The following is a 14,564-nucleotide window of genomic DNA, read 5'->3' as shown; positions in this document are numbered from 1 at the left end:
GCTGCCGCGCTGGTGTGTTCTTTAGTGCGCCTGAAGACCGGCGCGCGGGCTATTGTTGGCGCGCTGTTACCGCTCCGTGGCTGGGGCGAAGGCGATTTCCTCCGTGCGGGCGATGCTGCGCTGGATGGAGGCGTTGTCCACGCCAAGAAGGGACGTCAGCCACATGCCGTTCTGGATAACCACAATGTCGGCTGCCCGTTCCCGGCATTCCTCCCAGGAGAGCTCAATTTTGGCGTTGGACACGAGTGCGGCGACTCCGTCCAGATACCGGTCGAAGGCAGCAGCATTGATCTCGGCATAGCCTTCGTCGGCCTGGGCGAGGGCCCACAGGTGCAGGCGCAGGGATAGGTACCGGGTGGTCAGCAGTTCGGCGCGGGCAACCCGCTGCAGGGCCTCGCGGAGCTGTTCGTCCGGCGTCAACGATGGGTCCTGGGCCACCAGTTGAAGGTCCTGCTCATCCACCCGGTGCAGGGCCGCCCGGATGAGGCTCGTCTTATCGTCGTAATAGTAGTTCACCAGGCCCAGTGCAACGCCGGCTTCGCGCGCCACGGCACGCATGCTCACGCCTGAGATGCCGTGGCGCGACAGCAGATCGAGCGCCGCTTCGAGAATGCGCGACTGCCTGTCGATCTGTTCGGCGGAGTTCGCGGTCTTTGTCCCCATCTGGCCAGACTATTGCCAAACCCGCCGTTAGTGCATTTCCGGAAGAGGCGGACGGCAGACATGCGTGACCGCGACGGCTCCGTGGCAGAGGGTCTTTGCCGTTTGCCTAACTTTTCGCCGCCATAAAAACGTCCACAGCGTCCTCCGATTCGACCTCAAAGCCGTGGCGCTCATACAGCCGCCGGGCCGCGCTGCCCTGGAGCACGTTCAGGCGGAACGGCCGGTGGTCCCGGGACCCGTCCATGGCCTGCCGGAGCACGGCGCCACCGAGGCCCATTCCCTGATGCTCCGGGGCCAGGTAAAAGTGTTCGATCCACTGCGCGTCGGGCTCCGCGCGGACAGCAATCACGCCCGCATTCTGCCCCGCGACTTCGACGATGAAGGTGTGCTCCGGCTGGAACCCGTTAAGGAAGCGCTCACGGACGCGGCCGGGGTCAAAGCGGCCCAGCCGCTCAAGGTCCGGACGCATCACCACCGCGCGCAGCTCCGCAATCCACGGGCCGTCGGAATCCAGGCTGGGGCGAAGGTAGAACTCGGTACTCACCGGACCATTAACCCACAGTGGCGGGGCTACTTCTTGGGCAGGCCAGCCGGGTTCAGTTCGGACTTCTGGATGGCCTCCGACGACAGGCCCCAGCGGTCCAGGATCTCGGCGTAGCTGCCGTCCTTGATAATCGTGTTCAGCGCAGCCTGCGCGGCGACTGCCAGGCCGTTGCCCTTCTGCGTGGTGAAGGCGATTTCGGCGGTCAGCGGCCAGCCGCCGTTGAGCGTGCCCACTTCCTTGGTTTTGCCGTCCTTGGCTGCCTTGTAGGCCGAGCCGGCGTTCGGCGCGAACGTCAGGTCCGCCCGGCCGGACTGGAGTGCGAGCGTGGCGGCGGAGTCGTCGTCGTAATACTGAAACTCAACCGGCGCGAGCCCCTTGGCCTTGTTATCTTCGTCCCAGCGCACCAGGATCGCTTCCTGGTTGGTGCCCGAGCCGACGATGATGCGCTTGCCGGCAACATCCTTTGCTTCCTTGATGTCGCCGATGGTGGAATCGGTCTTGGCGTAGAAGCCCAGGAGGTCGTTGCGGTAGCTCGCAAAGTCGAACTTCTCCTTGCGGGCCTCGGTGACGGTGACGTTGGAGAGCACGGCCTCGTACTTGCCGGATTCAACGCCCAGCGGCCAGTCGGCCCAGGCCACGGGCAGCACCTCAACCGTCAGCCCCAGCGTCTCGCCCACAGCGTAGGCAATGTCCACCTCGCTGCCGATCAGCGTTTTGTTGTCCGTGGCGAAAAGGCTCAGCGGGGCCGTGCCGCCGGTAGTGACCACGGTCAGTTTGCCGTCGGCCTTGATGGCGTCGGGGACCAGAGCGGCAGCTTTCGGATCCACTGTCACCTTGACGCGGTTCTGCTCCGGGGCCAGGTTGAACGTCTTGCCGGCAGCGCTCGCCGTGGAGCCCGACGACGGTGCTGTCGCCGCCGTCGCGCCCGGGTCCGAGCAGGCGGCCAGCGCCAGCAGCGTGACTGCCGCGAGTGCTGCGCCTGCAGCCTGTCGTGTCTTGATTGTCGCCATGGTTTCCCCTTGGAAGTTGCTGGTTTTCGGAACGGAAGGGTGTTCTTGGCAGCAACTATCCGGGAGCGCCGTCGCGGGATCAAAGCCGCCGAAACGGTGCGATACGAGGGGTAACGGCGGTTAACGCGGCGTCCCCGGCGGTCACAAACCGGGCTGTGGGACACCCCACCCCAGCCCGCAGAAATAACCCGGGCGCCGCCGTCGTTGTCCACAGTGTGCCCGCCGCGCCCCGGCCGGCACCTTACGCAACGCACTGAAAGGCCGGCACTGACGTGACGCTTCCCCTCTCCATTCTTGATCTGGCAACCATTGGCAAAGGCCAGACGGCGGCGGAGAGTTTCGCGGGCAGTGTGGCCATGGCACAGCGTGCCGAGGAGCTTGGCTACCGGCGGATCTGGTACGCCGAGCACCACAACATGTCCGCCATCGCGTCGTCGGCCACCAGCGTGCTGATCGCCCACGTGGCCGCCCACACCAACACCATCAGGCTCGGCGCCGGCGGCGTTATGCTGCCCAACCACTCTCCGCTGACCATCGCCGAGCAGTTCGGCACCCTGGAGACGCTGCACCCGGGCCGGATCGACCTTGGCCTGGGCCGCGCCCCCGGCAGCGACCAGAACACCATGCGCGCGCTGCGCCGGGACCCCATGTCCGCGGACACCTTCCCGCAGGACGTCCTGGAACTGCAGGGCTACCTCACCGGCCCCACCCGGATCCAGGGCGTGGAGGCCACCCCCGGCAAGGGCACCAACGTGCCGCTCTATATCCTGGGATCGTCGCTGTTCGGCGCCCGCCTTGCCGCCCAGCTGGGCTTGCCGTACGCCTTCGCCTCGCACTTCGCGCCCAACGCCCTGCAGGATGCCGTGGCCGTGTATCGCCGTGAGTTCAAGCCGTCGGCCCAGCTCGACGCACCCCACGTGATCGCCGGCGTCAACGTGATCGCCGCGGATACGGCTGCCGAGGCGCAGGCGGCCTTCCGGGCCACCCTGCGCGCCCGCGTTGGTCTGTTTTTCGGCGGCGGGCGCGAGTTCACCGACGACGAAGCGGACATGGTCCTGGACTCCCCGCAGGGCCAGCACGTTTCGCAGATGATGACGTACTCGGCCATCGGCACCCCGGACGTTGTGAACGACTATCTCGAGGAGTTCGCCAAGCACTCCGACGCCGACGAACTCATCGTCGCGCACCAGAGCACCGGCACCGAGGCCAGGATCCGCTCCGTGGAGCTGCTGGCGGAGGTTGCCGGGCTGGCCCGGGTCTAGGTCCCGAGCAGCAGCCGCAACCAAGCGGGGCGGGCACGCTTCACGCCAGGCGGCCGCCGGAAAAACATCCAGGTGGCGCCGGGCCCTTGACTTCCCCCAGCTGAACCGGTTAAGTTGAATCTACTGAACCGGTTCAGTGGCGTGAGTCACGGACCCGAAACCTAAAGGGCCCCACATCATGGCAGTAACCATCAGCGACGTCGCCCACGCGGCCGGCGTCAGCAAAGGTGCTGTTTCTTATGCGCTCAACGGCCAGCCCGGCGTCAGCGACGCCACCCGGGACCGGATTCTGCAGGTCGCCAAAGACCTTGGCTGGAAGCCAAGCCTGCGCGCCAAAGGCCTTTCCTCCGCGAAGGCCTACGCGTTGGGCCTGGTGGTGGCCCGCGATCCCAAGCTCCTCGGCACGGACCCGTTCTTCCCGGCGTTCATTGCGGGCATCGAAACCACGCTCGCGGAGCACGATTACACCCTGGTCCTGAGCGTTGCCACTGCCCCCGGCGCCGAGGAGCGGGCCTACCGCAAGCTGGCCGACGGCGGCCGCGTGGACGGCGTGATCCTGACCGATGTGCGGCACCACGATTCCCGGATCGGCCTGCTGCGCGAGCTCAGGCTTCCGGCCGTGACACTCAACAGGCCGGATGCGGACTCACCCTTCCCTGCGGTGTCCATGGACGACACGGACGGCATCACGGCCGCCGTCGAACATCTTCTGGCCCTGGGGCACGTCCGGATCGGCCATGTGGGCGGCGCCCAGGAATACATCCACGGCCGTAGCCGGCGCCAGGCCTGGGAAGCGGCCATGGCCGCTGCCGGCCTGTCAGCGGATCTGTTCGCGGAGGCTGACTTCACGGCGGCCGGGGGAGTGGCCGCCACCGCGGAACTGCTCCGCCGGCCGGACCGCCCCACCGCGATTGTCTATGCGAACGACCTCATGGCAACGTCCGGCCAGTCCTTCGCCCAGTCCCAGGGCCTGAGTGTTCCGGGAGATCTGTCCATCACCGGTTACGACAACGCCGAGTTCACCCAGTACCTCAACCCGCCCCTCACCACTATCGCCACTGACCCCATGCGCTGGGGCAGAGTTGCCGCGCAGGCCCTCCTGGACCAGCTCAACGGCACGCATTCCGGCCAGGATACGGAACTGCCGGCACCTTCCCTGCTGGTCCGCGCCTCCACCGGCCCAGCCCCATCCACAACCACCAAGCCTGCTCCCCAGTAATCCCCAAAGCAAGCAAAGAAGCACCCCAACCAGTAGCAGATCCCCACAGGGACCAGTACCAAGGAGTCGCAATGAAGCGCTTTACCAAAGCCACGCGAATATTGTCAGTAGCCGCCCTGACTGTCATGGGCGCGGGCCTGGCTGCCTGCGGCGGAAGCGGCGGGGGCGGCGACGGCGGTTCCGCCACGTCCGCCAAGGGCCCCATCAAGATCTGGTACTCCAACAACGAGTTCGAGGTTAAGTGGGGCAAAGCGATGGTGGAATCCTGGAACTCCGCCCACCCGGACGAGAAGATCGATGCGCAGGAGATCCCTGCCGGCAAGAGCTCCGAGGAGGTCATCGGCGCAGCCATCACGGCAGGCAACGCGCCCTGCCTGGTCTTCAACACCGCCCCGGTGGCAGTTCCCCAGTTCCAGAAGCAGGGCGGTCTGGTGGCCCTCGACGAATTCCCGGACGGGCTCCAGTACATCAAGGACCGTACTGGTGACCTCGCCGACCAGTACAAGTCCGCGGACGGCAAGATGTACCAGCTGCCATGGAAGTCCAACCCCGTAGTCCTGTTCTACAACAAGGACATATTCGCCAAGGCAGGACTGGACCCGGAGAACCCGAAGCTGGGGACCCACCAGGAACTGCTGGACACCGCCCGGACCCTCGTGTCCTCCGGCGCTGCCACCAACGCCATGTGGCCCTCACCGGCCAGTGACTTCTTCCAGTCCTGGTTCGACTTCTACTCTTTCTACGCAGCCAACTCCGACGGCACCCCGCTGGTGAAGGACGGCAAGGCCACGTTCGACAGCGAGGAGGGCAAGCAGGTTGCCACCATGTTCGAGACGCTCTACAAGGAGAACCTGGCCTCCAAGGAGGTCTACCAGGGCGATTCGTTCGCCGAAGGCAAGGCGGCCATGTCCATGGCCGGTCCGTGGGCCATTGCCGCCTACAAGGACAAGGTGAACTGGGGCGCAGTGCCGGTCCCGGCTGCCGCGGCCAAGGCTGATGCCTCAACCTTCTCCGACGCCAAGAACGTGGCCATGTACTCGGCCTGCGAGAACCAGGGCACGGCCTGGGAGGTCATGAAGTTCGCCACCAGCCAGGAGCAGGACGGCAAGCTGCTGACCGACACCGGCCAGATGCCCATGCGCAAGGACCTTCCCACGGTTTACGCGGACTACTTCGCCAAGAACCCGGCGTACACCCGGTTCGCCGAGCAGGCCGCGCGGACCGTGGAGGTCCCCAACGTCGCCAACTCCGTTGAAGTCTGGCAGACCTTCCGCACCGCCTACGCCAAGGCCGTGATCTTCGGGAACGAAAGTATCGACACCTCGTTCAAGGCAGCGGCGGACAAGATCAACCAACTGGTAGCCCAGAAGTAGCGGTGACCCCCAATGTCACTCCGCTCTTCCAGTGGGAACCCCGTCACGGGGAAACCGGTTGGTGGACCGGCGGACCGGCGGCTGGTGCCCAGGAAGCGTAAAAACCTCCTGGGGCCCCAGCCGCTGGGCCTGCTGTTCAGCGCCCCCTACGTCATCTACGTACTGGCTGTCCTCGCGTTTCCCCTCGGCTACGCCGTCTACATTTCCTTCCACGATTTCTTCTTCACAGCACCACGGGTCAAGGTGGACCGGCCGTTTGTAGGGTTCGATAACTACATCACCGTCCTGTCCGATCCCGCAGTCCAACGCTCGTTCCTGAACATCGGCGTTTTCCTGATCATTAACGTCCCGCTGACGGTGGGCCTGTCCCTGCTGCTGGCCAACGCACTGAACCGCGTGACCCGGCTCAAGACGTTCTTCCGCCTCAGCTACTACGTTCCCTACGTGACGGCGAGCGTCGCCGTCGTGGGTGTCTGGCTGTTCCTGTTCCAGGGAAACGGGCTGATCAACACGCTGCTCGGGCCCCTGGCGCCGGCCCCGTCCTGGCTGGTGAATTCGTGGCTGGCCATGCCCACTGTGGCCCTGTATGTGACGTGGAAACAGCTGGGATTCTTCATCCTCCTCTACCTCGCGGCGCTGCAGAACATCCCCGATGAGCTGTACGAATCAGCGTCCGTTGACGGCGGCAACAAGTGGGTCCAGTTCTGGAACATCACCGTTCCAGGTGTCCGGCCCGCCAGCGTCCTGGTCACGCTCCTGGCCACCATCACCGGCGCCAACCTCTTCACCGAACCGTACCTGCTGACCGGCGGCGGCGGTCCGGACGGGGCCTCGGCCTCCCCGGTGTTCATCATGTACCAACGGGGCATCCTGCAGGGCAACCCCGACGTCGCGGCCGCGCTGGGCGTGGTGCTGGTGATCGGCGTCCTGCTGATCGCCCTGATCCAGAAACGCCTCGTGGGCGGGAAGGAGGACTGAGAATGTCCGTCACCAACGCACAAAACGCCAAGAACGACGACGACGCGAGCCGGCTCCCCGAGCAGGCGGAACCTGGCCTTCGTCCCGACTCGGGCGTCGAAAAGCGCCGCAACCTGGGCGTCGGCAGTTTCATCCTGCTGGGCGTGGGCGCCTTCGTGTTCCTCTTCCCGTTCTACTACATGCTCATCGGTTCGCTGCAGACTGCTCCGGACACCTCGATTTTCGGCGCGTTTCCCAATCCGGCCAACATCACCGGCGCGAACTATGCGCAGATCAACGAGTCCATCAACCTGTTCCGCGGCCTGCTCAACTCCGGCATCTTCACCGGCGGCGTCATCCTCTTTACGGTGATTTTCGGGCTGCTGGTGGGCTATGCCCTGGCGCAGATGAAGTTCCGCGGCCGCGGCGTGGTGTTTGGCATGATGCTGCTGGTCCAGATGATCCCGTTCCAGCTGCTGCTCATCCCGCTCTACGTCATGATCGTGCGCGATTACGGCCTGGCGGACAGCTTCCTGGGCATGATCCTGCCGTTCGCCATCAACTCCACGGCGGTGTTTGTGTTCCGCCAGTACTTCGTCCAGCTGCCCTCAACCCTGTTTGAGGCGGCCCGGATCGACGGCGCCTCGGAGCTGCGGATCCTGTGGCAGATCGCCATCCCGCTGGTCCGTCCGGCCATCGTCACCGCCGTTCTGCTGACCTTCATTGGCCCGTGGAACGAGTTCCTGTGGCCGTTCCTGGTCACCAAGGAGCAGTCCCTGCAGCCGTTGGCCGTGTCCCTGGCCAACTTCATCTCCAACATCGCCGGCCAGGCCGGCAACCCGTTCGGTGCCATCCTTGCCGGTGCCTGCGTCCTGGCTGCCCCCGCCGTCGCGCTGTTCATTTTCTTCCAGCGCCAGTTCATTTCCACCAATATCGGTTCCAGCGTAAAGGGCTAATTCATGACTTCCCCCCACACTTCAGCACTTCCCACTGTCCCCTTCGCCCTCACCCGCGCTGGCGTCATCATGACCCCCGAGCCCGGCAACAACTTCGAGGCCGAGGGCGTCCTCAATCCCGCCAGTGGCCGCGGCCCGGACGGCGAGCTGTACCTGCTGCCGCGGCTGGTGGCCACGGGCAACGTGTCCCGCGTGGGCCTCGCCAAGGTGGTCATCAGCGACGACGGCGTGCCCACCGGAGTGGAACGCGAGGGGGTTGTCCTTGCCCCGGACGAGGGCTGGGAACGCGGTATGAACAACGCCGGCACCGAGGATCCGCGCACCACCTGGGTACCTGCCCTCGGCAGGCACCTCATGACCTACGTGGCCTACGGCCCGCTGGGCCCCCGCCTCGCCTTCGCCCACTCCGAGGACCTCAGGAAATGGGAACGCCTTGGCCCCTGTTTCTTCGAGTACCAGGCCGATCTCTCCATGGACCTGAACCTCTTTCCAAACAAGGACGCGGTGTTCTTCCCGGAGCCGGTGAACGACCCCGACGGCGTGCCCTCCTACGCCATGCTGCACCGCCCCATGTGGGACCTGGGCTGGATCCGTCCCGGCGAAGGCGAGCACCTGCCCGCCGGCATCACGGACAACCGGCCCGGCATCTGGATCTCCTACGTGGCCGTGGCCGACGTGGAGCGGGACCTGCGCAACCTGGTGCACATGGGCAAGCACCGGCTCGTGGCCCTCAGCGAGTTCCCCTTTGAGGAACTGAAGATCGGCGGCGGCCCGCCCCCCATCCGCGTGGACGAAGGCTGGCTCCTGATCCACCACGGCGTGGCCGGCAAGATGGCCGCCTCTGCCTTCGAGCAGCAGCAGAACGTCAACTACACCGCAGCGGCCATGATCCTGTCCGCGGACGATCCGTCCCAGGTCATCGCCCGCAGCGACAAGCCTTTGTTGGCGCCCGAAACCGAGGACGAGATTTCCGGGATCGTGCCAAACGTGGTGTTTCCCACGGCGATCGAAAAAATCGGCGACCAGTTGTTTGTGTTCTACGGGATGGCCGACTCCAAAATCGGTGTGGCCAAACTGGACCGGGTCTGACCCCAGGCGTCACGCACGGCAGCCTTTGGAAACCACGACGGCGCCCTGCCGCGGTATCGCGCGGTGGGTCCCGCCGTCGGACTTTACACGGTGGCAATAAGTGGGACTTTTGGGGGAAACCGTCCGGGCGGAGAATTAAGTTGCCCCCTCCGGCCTTCCCTCGGCCAGGCTCTGCTTTAGGAGTGCACGCATGGCTACGCCGTTGAACCAGAGCGTGGCGGATTCCGCCCTGCTGACCAGATCGCTGCCACTGGGCATGCTGCGGACGTTTATCCAGTCCGACCTGGCGGACGAAGGGTTCACGCCCACCCTCCTGGCCGAATTGAAGGTCCTGGCCCGCGTCCCCGGGCTGCTGGTGGCCTGCAACTACGGCGGAACGCTGTGCGCCGCGGAGGGAATCTCCACGGAGACCCTGCCCCTGGGGAGCGCTGCGATCGCGCTCCGCGCCCTGGCCGCCCTGCCCAACACCCATGCCGCCGTCATCTCTGGGCGCTCGCTGCGTGACCTCGCCGCAGTGTCCCGGCTGCCCGCGGAGGTGCATCTCATCGGCTCGCACGGCGCGGAGTCGGACATGGCCTTCGCCCACGTCCAGGACCTGGCCACCGAAGCCACCCTCCACAAGGCCAGCACCGCACTGACTGAAGCTGTGGGTTTCCAGGCGGGCATCTGGATCGAACGGAAGCCGGTGGCCGTGTCCGTGCACACCAGGCCGGCCTCGCCGGAGGTGGTGCAAGTGGTGACGGAAACGGCACGGGAGATCGCCAGGGCACATGGGCTGTTTTTCATCGTGGACGGTTCGGTCCTGGACCTCTCGGTCATGGAACCGGCCAAGGCGGACGCCCTGGAAAACCTCCGGTCCCGGCTGGGCGCCAGCGCTGCGCTGTACGCCGGGGATGCCTACAGCGACGAACTGGCCATCGCCACGCTCCGCGGCCCGGACCTGGGCCTGCGCGTGGGGCCGGGGGATACCCGGGCCATGCACCGGCTGCGGGACCCGGAATCCTTCGCCCGCGTCCTAGCCCTCCTGTTCGAACTGCGGCGGGCCTGGCTATTCGGCGAGGACGCCGTAGGGCTCGAGCGGCACACGATGATCGGCAACGGATCCTCCACCGCTTTGGTCACTCCGGATGCCAAGGTCTGCTGGATGAGCCACCCGCTCCCGGATTCGGGGTCGCTGTTCGCCCACATCCTGGGCGGGGACGCCGCCGGGCACTTCTCCGTGGAGCCGCTCAAGTCCTCGCAGGTTCTGGGCCAGCGGTACGTGGACAGCACCATGATTGTGGAGACGCGCTGGGCCGACGTGACAGTCACGGACTACCTGGAGCCCGCACCGGAAGGGATCACCAGCCTGGTCCGGGTGCTCTCCGGTACCGGGGGCGCCAAGATCGTCTTCGCACCCCGGCCGGACTACGCCAACGCGCAGTTCAGCATGGAAGCCCGCGGCGATGAACTCCATGTGGTGGGAACGTCAGATCCCATTTTCCTTTTTGCCCCGGGCGTCAGCTTCACCATCGCCTCGGACGGACTCCACGCCACCGCCACGGCTTCGGTTAACCTCCAGGACGGACCGGTGGTCCTCAACCTGCGCTGCGGCGACACCGAGCCTGCGTTGGCGCACCCCGGCGGGGAGACCGACCGGCGGGCGGGGGTGGCCCACCACTCCCGCCGCTGGGTGCAGGAACTGGAGCTGCCCGCCGTGAAGCCATCACTGGTCCGCCGCTCAGCACTGGTCCTCCGCGCCCTCGTGCACGAGCCCACGGGTGCCGTGCTGGCCGCGCCCACCACGTCCCTGCCCGAAGGAATCGGCGGCACCCGGAACTGGGATTACCGCTACTGCTGGCTGCGGGACGGGTCCATGACTGTGAACGCGCTGGTGGACCTGGGATCCACGGCGGAGGCGGCCGGGTTCCTCAGCTGGCTGGGCCGGATCCTTGAGCACGCACCGGGCCCGGAATGGCTGCATCCGCTGTACTCGGTGACGGGGGCGCCGCTGTCCACGGAGGCCGTCATCGACAGCCTGCCCGGGTATGCGGGATCCCGGCCGGTCCGGATCGGCAACGCCGCGGACCACCAGGTCCAGCTGGATGTCTTCGGGCCGGTGGCTGAACTGATCCACAGCGTCAGCTCGCGCAATGGTGGCCTCGAGGATAAGCACTGGGACCTGTTGGTGCAGATGGCGGCCGCCGTCCTGGCCCGGTGGCACGAGCCGGACCACGGCATCTGGGAAGCCCGGCGCCCGCCGCGGCACCACGTCTATACCAAGGTGATGTGCTGGGTGACGCTGGACCGCGCACTCCGGACCGCCGCCCGGCATGGCAGGACGCCGGACCCCTCGTGGGAACCCACAGCCCGGACCATCCGGGAGGAAGTCCTCCGCGAAGGCTGGGATGACTCGGCCGCGTCCTACACCGTGGCCTACGACAGCCCCGACCTGGATGCGGCCGTCCTGCACATCGGACTCTCCGGCCTGCTGGACGTCACTGACCAGCGGTTCCTGGACACCGTCACTGCCGTGGAGCGGGAACTACGTGTGGGCCCCACCGTGTTCCGGTACAGGTACGACGACGGCTTGCCGGGTTTGGAGGGCGGCTTCCACATCTGCACCACCTGGCTGATTGAGGCCTACGTTGCGGTGGGCAGGATCGAGGAGGCCTGGGACCTGTTCGACCAGCTGGTGAACCTCTTCGGCCCCACCGGCCTGCTGCCCGAAGAATACGATCCCAGTACAGAGACGCACCTGGGGAACCACCCGCAGGCCTACTCGCACCTGGGGTTCATCCGTTGCGCCCGGATCCTGGACCGGCACAAGCCAGAGGCCAAAAGGCCGTAGCCAGCGCGAACGTACAGTTGAGGCCCCGCCGGGGAGGGCCTCAACTGTACGTTCGCGCCAAGGGGCATCGTGCCAAGGGGCGTCGCGTCAGCGGGCCGCCGAGAAGATCTGCGGGGCGGGCCGGGTCCCGGTGGCCAGGTCCGCGAGAATCCTCCCCACCACGGGAGTGAACTTGAAGCCGTGCCCGGAGAAGCCGGCGCCAATGACCACCGGACCGATCCGGTCGAGGATGAAGTCCTCATCCGGCGTGGTGGTGTACGTGCAGCTGATGGCCTCGAACGAGTCGGCGTCCACGCCGGGCAACCACGTCCGGGCGTAGTCCTGCAGGGCCGCGAGCTGGACCGGTTCGGGGAGGAAGGACCGCCGGTCCGGATCCACCACGGGGCCGACGCCGTGCCAGCCGGCCTTGATGCCTTCGCCCGGCGTCTGCATCCCATAGACGGGCGAATACCAATTTTTGTAGGCAGGTCCGGGTCCCGGACTGTGGTTGAAGCCGGGCCACACCGACCCCTGATCGGCGACGCGGAAGTGTGCCGGCTGCTCCTGAGTGACCGTGAGCCGGGGAATCCTGAGCTTCCCGCTGCCGGCCGCGCCGGACAGCAGCTTCTCCGTCCAGCCGCCGGCTGTCACCACGGCCTGCGCGGCGGTGACCACCTCTGTCCTTCCCGAGGAGCCAGGGCCTCGGTCCGCCAAAGTGAGCCGGACGCCGTCGTCCATGATTTTCAGCTCTACCACCTTGGTGTGGTGCCGGATCTCGGCGCCGCGGGCTGCGGCGAGCCGCTGGAAGACGGGGAGCGCCGCCTCGGGATTCAGCTGCCCGCCGTCGGGCATGTAAAGGACCTGCTGGTCGAAGCGGATGCCGCGCCACCGTTCGGCGGCCTCTTCCGGCTTCAGGGACTCCGCCCGGAGGCCTGCCTCGGTGAGCGCCGCCTGCACCAGGGCGAGCCGTGGATCAGGGCCGTGGTTGACGATCCCCGTGCGCGCAAGCAGCAGTTCGCCGCTGTCCTGCTCAAGCTCCTCCCATAGCGCCAGCCCCTCGGCCAGCATGGCCACGTACTCCGGCCGGTGGTAGCCCGGGTTCAGGTTGCGGGTGCTGCCGTGTGACGCCCCGTTGTGGTGGCCGGGGCCGAACTGTTCCAGCAGCGTGACCTGGCGGCCTCGGCGGCTCAACGCCCAGGCGGCCGCAGAGCCCATTGCTCCGCCGCCGATCACAACAGTGTCCAGGATTGTTTCCATAGGGCTCCTCAGGTCAGTTCAGCAGCAGGGCGACGCCGATCATGGCGGGTACCGCCACCACCGTGGTGATCAGGACGGTGTCCTTGGCCACGGTGATGCCGGTCTGGTAGCGGCTGGCCGCCACAAAGACATTTTGCGCCGTGGGGAGGGACGCAACCACCACGGCCGCGAACAGGGCCTGGCCTTCGATGCCCAAGGCGAAGCGGGCAAAAACGTAGGCAATGGCCGGGTGGACCACAAGTTTGAAGGCGCTGGCCAGGAGGGTGTCCACGCGCCTGCCGGCGGCCGCCTGCAAGGGCCGGCTGCCGCTCAGGCTCATGCCGAAGGCGATCAGCATGGCTGGAATCGCCGCCCCGCCGATGAGGTGGATGGGCTCAAGGACCAACGGCGGAACCTCCCAGCCCGTCCCGGCCACGAGCAGGCCGAGGCCGGAGCCAACAATCATCGGGTTCCGCAGGATCATCAGGATGAATCCCCAGGGCGTGGTGCGGTGCGAGCTGGTGCTGGCGTCCAGGATCATCAGGAAAACGGGAGTGAAAAAGGCCAGCTGGAAGATCAGCAGCGGCGCCACGTAGCTGGCGTCGCCCAGGACGTAGACGGCGATGGGGATGCCAAGGTTCGCGGAGTTGGCCAGGGAAGCGGCCATTGAGGACATCAGTGCTTCCGGCAATGCGCGCTTCAGGACGAACTTCACGATGCTGAAGAAGACAAGGGCGGTGCAGACCGCGGACACCGCCGTGACCAGCAACGGTTCAGCGAAAACTTCCCCCAGCTGCGCCTTGCTGAGGGTCTCGAAGAGCAGGGCAGGGCTGGCCACAAAGAAGGTCAGGGCACTGAGGACCTGGCGGGCGTTGTCGCCAAGAATCCGTTGGCGGCCGACAAACCAGCCCACCATGATGATGAACCAAACAACAAAGAAGCCCTGCAGCACGCCTACCAAAACAAGCCTCCGAGGCTGCGGCGGCGGTGTTTGCCCGGACTCACGCTCCGGCTACAGGGCGGCGTTGTTAAGGGCGAACGGCGGGCGCATCAGGCCCGGCGTGAGGCCCTCGGCTGGATCGTTTCCGATCCGGACAATCTTGTTGTCCTTATCCACATGGATAACCTTCGGGTTGTAGGCCTGAGCCTCTTCCGTGGTCATTTGGGCGTAGGTGATCAGGATGACAATGTCGTTCTCATGCATCAGGTGCGCGGCTGCCCCGTTGATGCCAATGACGCCGGAGCCGCGCTCGCCGGCGATGGTGTAGGTCTCCAGGCGCGCGCCGTTGGTCACGTCCACGATGGCTACGAGCTCGCCGGGAAGAATATCGGCAGCATCCAGCAGGTCCAGGTCAACGGTGACCGATCCTACGTAGTGCAGGTCGGCATGCGTGACTGTGGCCCGGTGGATTTTGGACTTGAACATTGTGCGATTCATAACCCGCC

Annotated in this window: 13 protein-coding genes; 7 read left to right on the top strand and 6 right to left on the bottom strand. The window is 66.2% G+C overall.

The genetic code is table 11. The features are described from left to right. Positions 1-66: 66 nt before the first annotated feature. The 3 genes from ACZY1F_RS03915 to ACZY1F_RS03905 form a co-directional block, all read right to left on the bottom strand. Positions 67-663, bottom strand: coding sequence for a TetR/AcrR family transcriptional regulator (locus ACZY1F_RS03915; RefSeq protein WP_463940345.1), 597 nt, complete (start codon positions 661-663; stop codon positions 67-69). A 106-nt stretch (positions 664-769) separates the two neighbouring features. After that, positions 770-1,207 (bottom strand): GNAT family N-acetyltransferase, encoded by a 438-nt coding sequence (locus ACZY1F_RS03910; RefSeq protein ID WP_463940344.1) that lies wholly within the window; start codon positions 1,205-1,207, stop codon positions 770-772. 26 nt (positions 1,208-1,233) lie between these two features. After that, on the bottom strand, positions 1,234-2,217 hold the full coding sequence (locus tag ACZY1F_RS03905; RefSeq protein ID WP_463940343.1) for an ABC transporter substrate-binding protein: 984 nt from the start codon (positions 2,215-2,217) through the stop codon (positions 1,234-1,236). Positions 2,218-2,489: 272 nt separating this feature from the next. Here ACZY1F_RS03905 and ACZY1F_RS03900 point away from each other — a divergent pair, with 272 nt between their 5' ends. The 7 genes from ACZY1F_RS03900 to ACZY1F_RS03870 all read left to right on the top strand — a co-directional run bounded on the left by ACZY1F_RS03900 (position 2,490) and on the right by ACZY1F_RS03870 (position 11,903). Beyond that, positions 2,490-3,479: an LLM class flavin-dependent oxidoreductase gene (locus ACZY1F_RS03900; protein ID WP_463918892.1), complete on the top strand. Its 990-nt coding sequence runs from the start codon at positions 2,490-2,492 to the stop codon at positions 3,477-3,479. Positions 3,480-3,657: 178 nt separating this feature from the next. Beyond that, entirely contained in the window at positions 3,658-4,698 is a 1,041-nt protein-coding gene (locus tag ACZY1F_RS03895; RefSeq protein WP_463940342.1) for a LacI family DNA-binding transcriptional regulator, read from the top strand. Positions 4,699-4,769: 71 nt separating this feature from the next. Beyond that, a complete protein-coding gene (locus ACZY1F_RS03890) occupies positions 4,770-6,071 on the top strand; it encodes an extracellular solute-binding protein (protein ID WP_463940341.1) in 1,302 nt (433 codons plus the stop codon). 12 nt (positions 6,072-6,083) lie between these two features. Beyond that, positions 6,084-7,049, top strand: coding sequence for a carbohydrate ABC transporter permease (locus ACZY1F_RS03885; RefSeq protein ID WP_463940340.1), 966 nt, complete (start codon positions 6,084-6,086; stop codon positions 7,047-7,049). 2 nt (positions 7,050-7,051) lie between these two features. After that, a complete protein-coding gene (locus ACZY1F_RS03880; RefSeq protein WP_463940338.1) occupies positions 7,052-7,984 on the top strand; it encodes a carbohydrate ABC transporter permease in 933 nt (310 codons plus the stop codon). A 3-nt stretch (positions 7,985-7,987) separates the two neighbouring features. Further along, on the top strand, positions 7,988-9,073 hold the full coding sequence (locus ACZY1F_RS03875; protein ID WP_463940337.1) for a glycoside hydrolase family 130 protein: 1,086 nt from the start codon (positions 7,988-7,990) through the stop codon (positions 9,071-9,073). Between the two features lie 190 nt (positions 9,074-9,263). After that, positions 9,264-11,903 carry a trehalase-like domain-containing protein gene (locus ACZY1F_RS03870; RefSeq protein ID WP_463940336.1) on the top strand — a complete coding sequence of 880 codons (2,640 nt, stop codon included), beginning with the start codon at positions 9,264-9,266 and terminating at the stop codon, positions 11,901-11,903. A gap of 87 nt (positions 11,904-11,990) precedes the next feature. Here the strand turns inward: ACZY1F_RS03870 and ACZY1F_RS03865 are convergent, their stop codons facing one another. From ACZY1F_RS03865 to panD, 3 genes are read right to left on the bottom strand one after another with little or no spacing between them, the layout of a single operon-like run. Beyond that, positions 11,991-13,139, bottom strand: coding sequence for an FAD-dependent oxidoreductase (locus ACZY1F_RS03865; RefSeq protein ID WP_463940335.1), 1,149 nt, complete (start codon positions 13,137-13,139; stop codon positions 11,991-11,993). A 13-nt stretch (positions 13,140-13,152) separates the two neighbouring features. Further along, a complete protein-coding gene (locus ACZY1F_RS03860) occupies positions 13,153-14,079 on the bottom strand; it encodes an AEC family transporter (protein WP_463940334.1) in 927 nt (308 codons plus the stop codon). 51 nt (positions 14,080-14,130) lie between these two features. Next, positions 14,131-14,556 (bottom strand): aspartate 1-decarboxylase, encoded by a 426-nt coding sequence (panD, locus tag ACZY1F_RS03855; protein ID WP_463940333.1) that lies wholly within the window; start codon positions 14,554-14,556, stop codon positions 14,131-14,133. Positions 14,557-14,564 lie beyond the last annotated feature (8 nt).

This window comes from Pseudarthrobacter xylosi, from assembly GCF_055412765.1.
The sequence above is the reverse complement of the archived record's forward strand: the minus strand, read 5'-3'. Positions and strand labels throughout refer to the sequence as shown.

Excerpts from the sequence above, each read along its gene's own strand:
- ACZY1F_RS03880 (WP_463940338.1), top strand. The coding sequence starts at position 7,052 with ATGTCCGTCACCAACGCACAAAACGCCAAGAACGACGACGACGCGAGC.
- panD (WP_463940333.1), bottom strand. The coding sequence starts at position 14,556 with ATGAATCGCACAATGTTCAAGTCCAAAATCCACCGGGCCACAGTCACG.
- ACZY1F_RS03895 (WP_463940342.1), top strand. The coding sequence starts at position 3,658 with ATGGCAGTAACCATCAGCGACGTCGCCCACGCGGCCGGCGTCAGCAAA.
- ACZY1F_RS03865 (WP_463940335.1), bottom strand. The coding sequence starts at position 13,139 with ATGGAAACAATCCTGGACACTGTTGTGATCGGCGGCGGAGCAATGGGC.
- ACZY1F_RS03890 (WP_463940341.1), top strand. The coding sequence starts at position 4,770 with ATGAAGCGCTTTACCAAAGCCACGCGAATATTGTCAGTAGCCGCCCTG.
- ACZY1F_RS03915 (WP_463940345.1), bottom strand. The coding sequence starts at position 663 with ATGGGGACAAAGACCGCGAACTCCGCCGAACAGATCGACAGGCAGTCG.
- ACZY1F_RS03905 (WP_463940343.1), bottom strand. The coding sequence starts at position 2,217 with ATGGCGACAATCAAGACACGACAGGCTGCAGGCGCAGCACTCGCGGCA.
- ACZY1F_RS03875 (WP_463940337.1), top strand. The coding sequence starts at position 7,988 with ATGACTTCCCCCCACACTTCAGCACTTCCCACTGTCCCCTTCGCCCTC.
- ACZY1F_RS03885 (WP_463940340.1), top strand. The coding sequence starts at position 6,084 with ATGTCACTCCGCTCTTCCAGTGGGAACCCCGTCACGGGGAAACCGGTT.
- ACZY1F_RS03870 (WP_463940336.1), top strand. The coding sequence starts at position 9,264 with ATGGCTACGCCGTTGAACCAGAGCGTGGCGGATTCCGCCCTGCTGACC.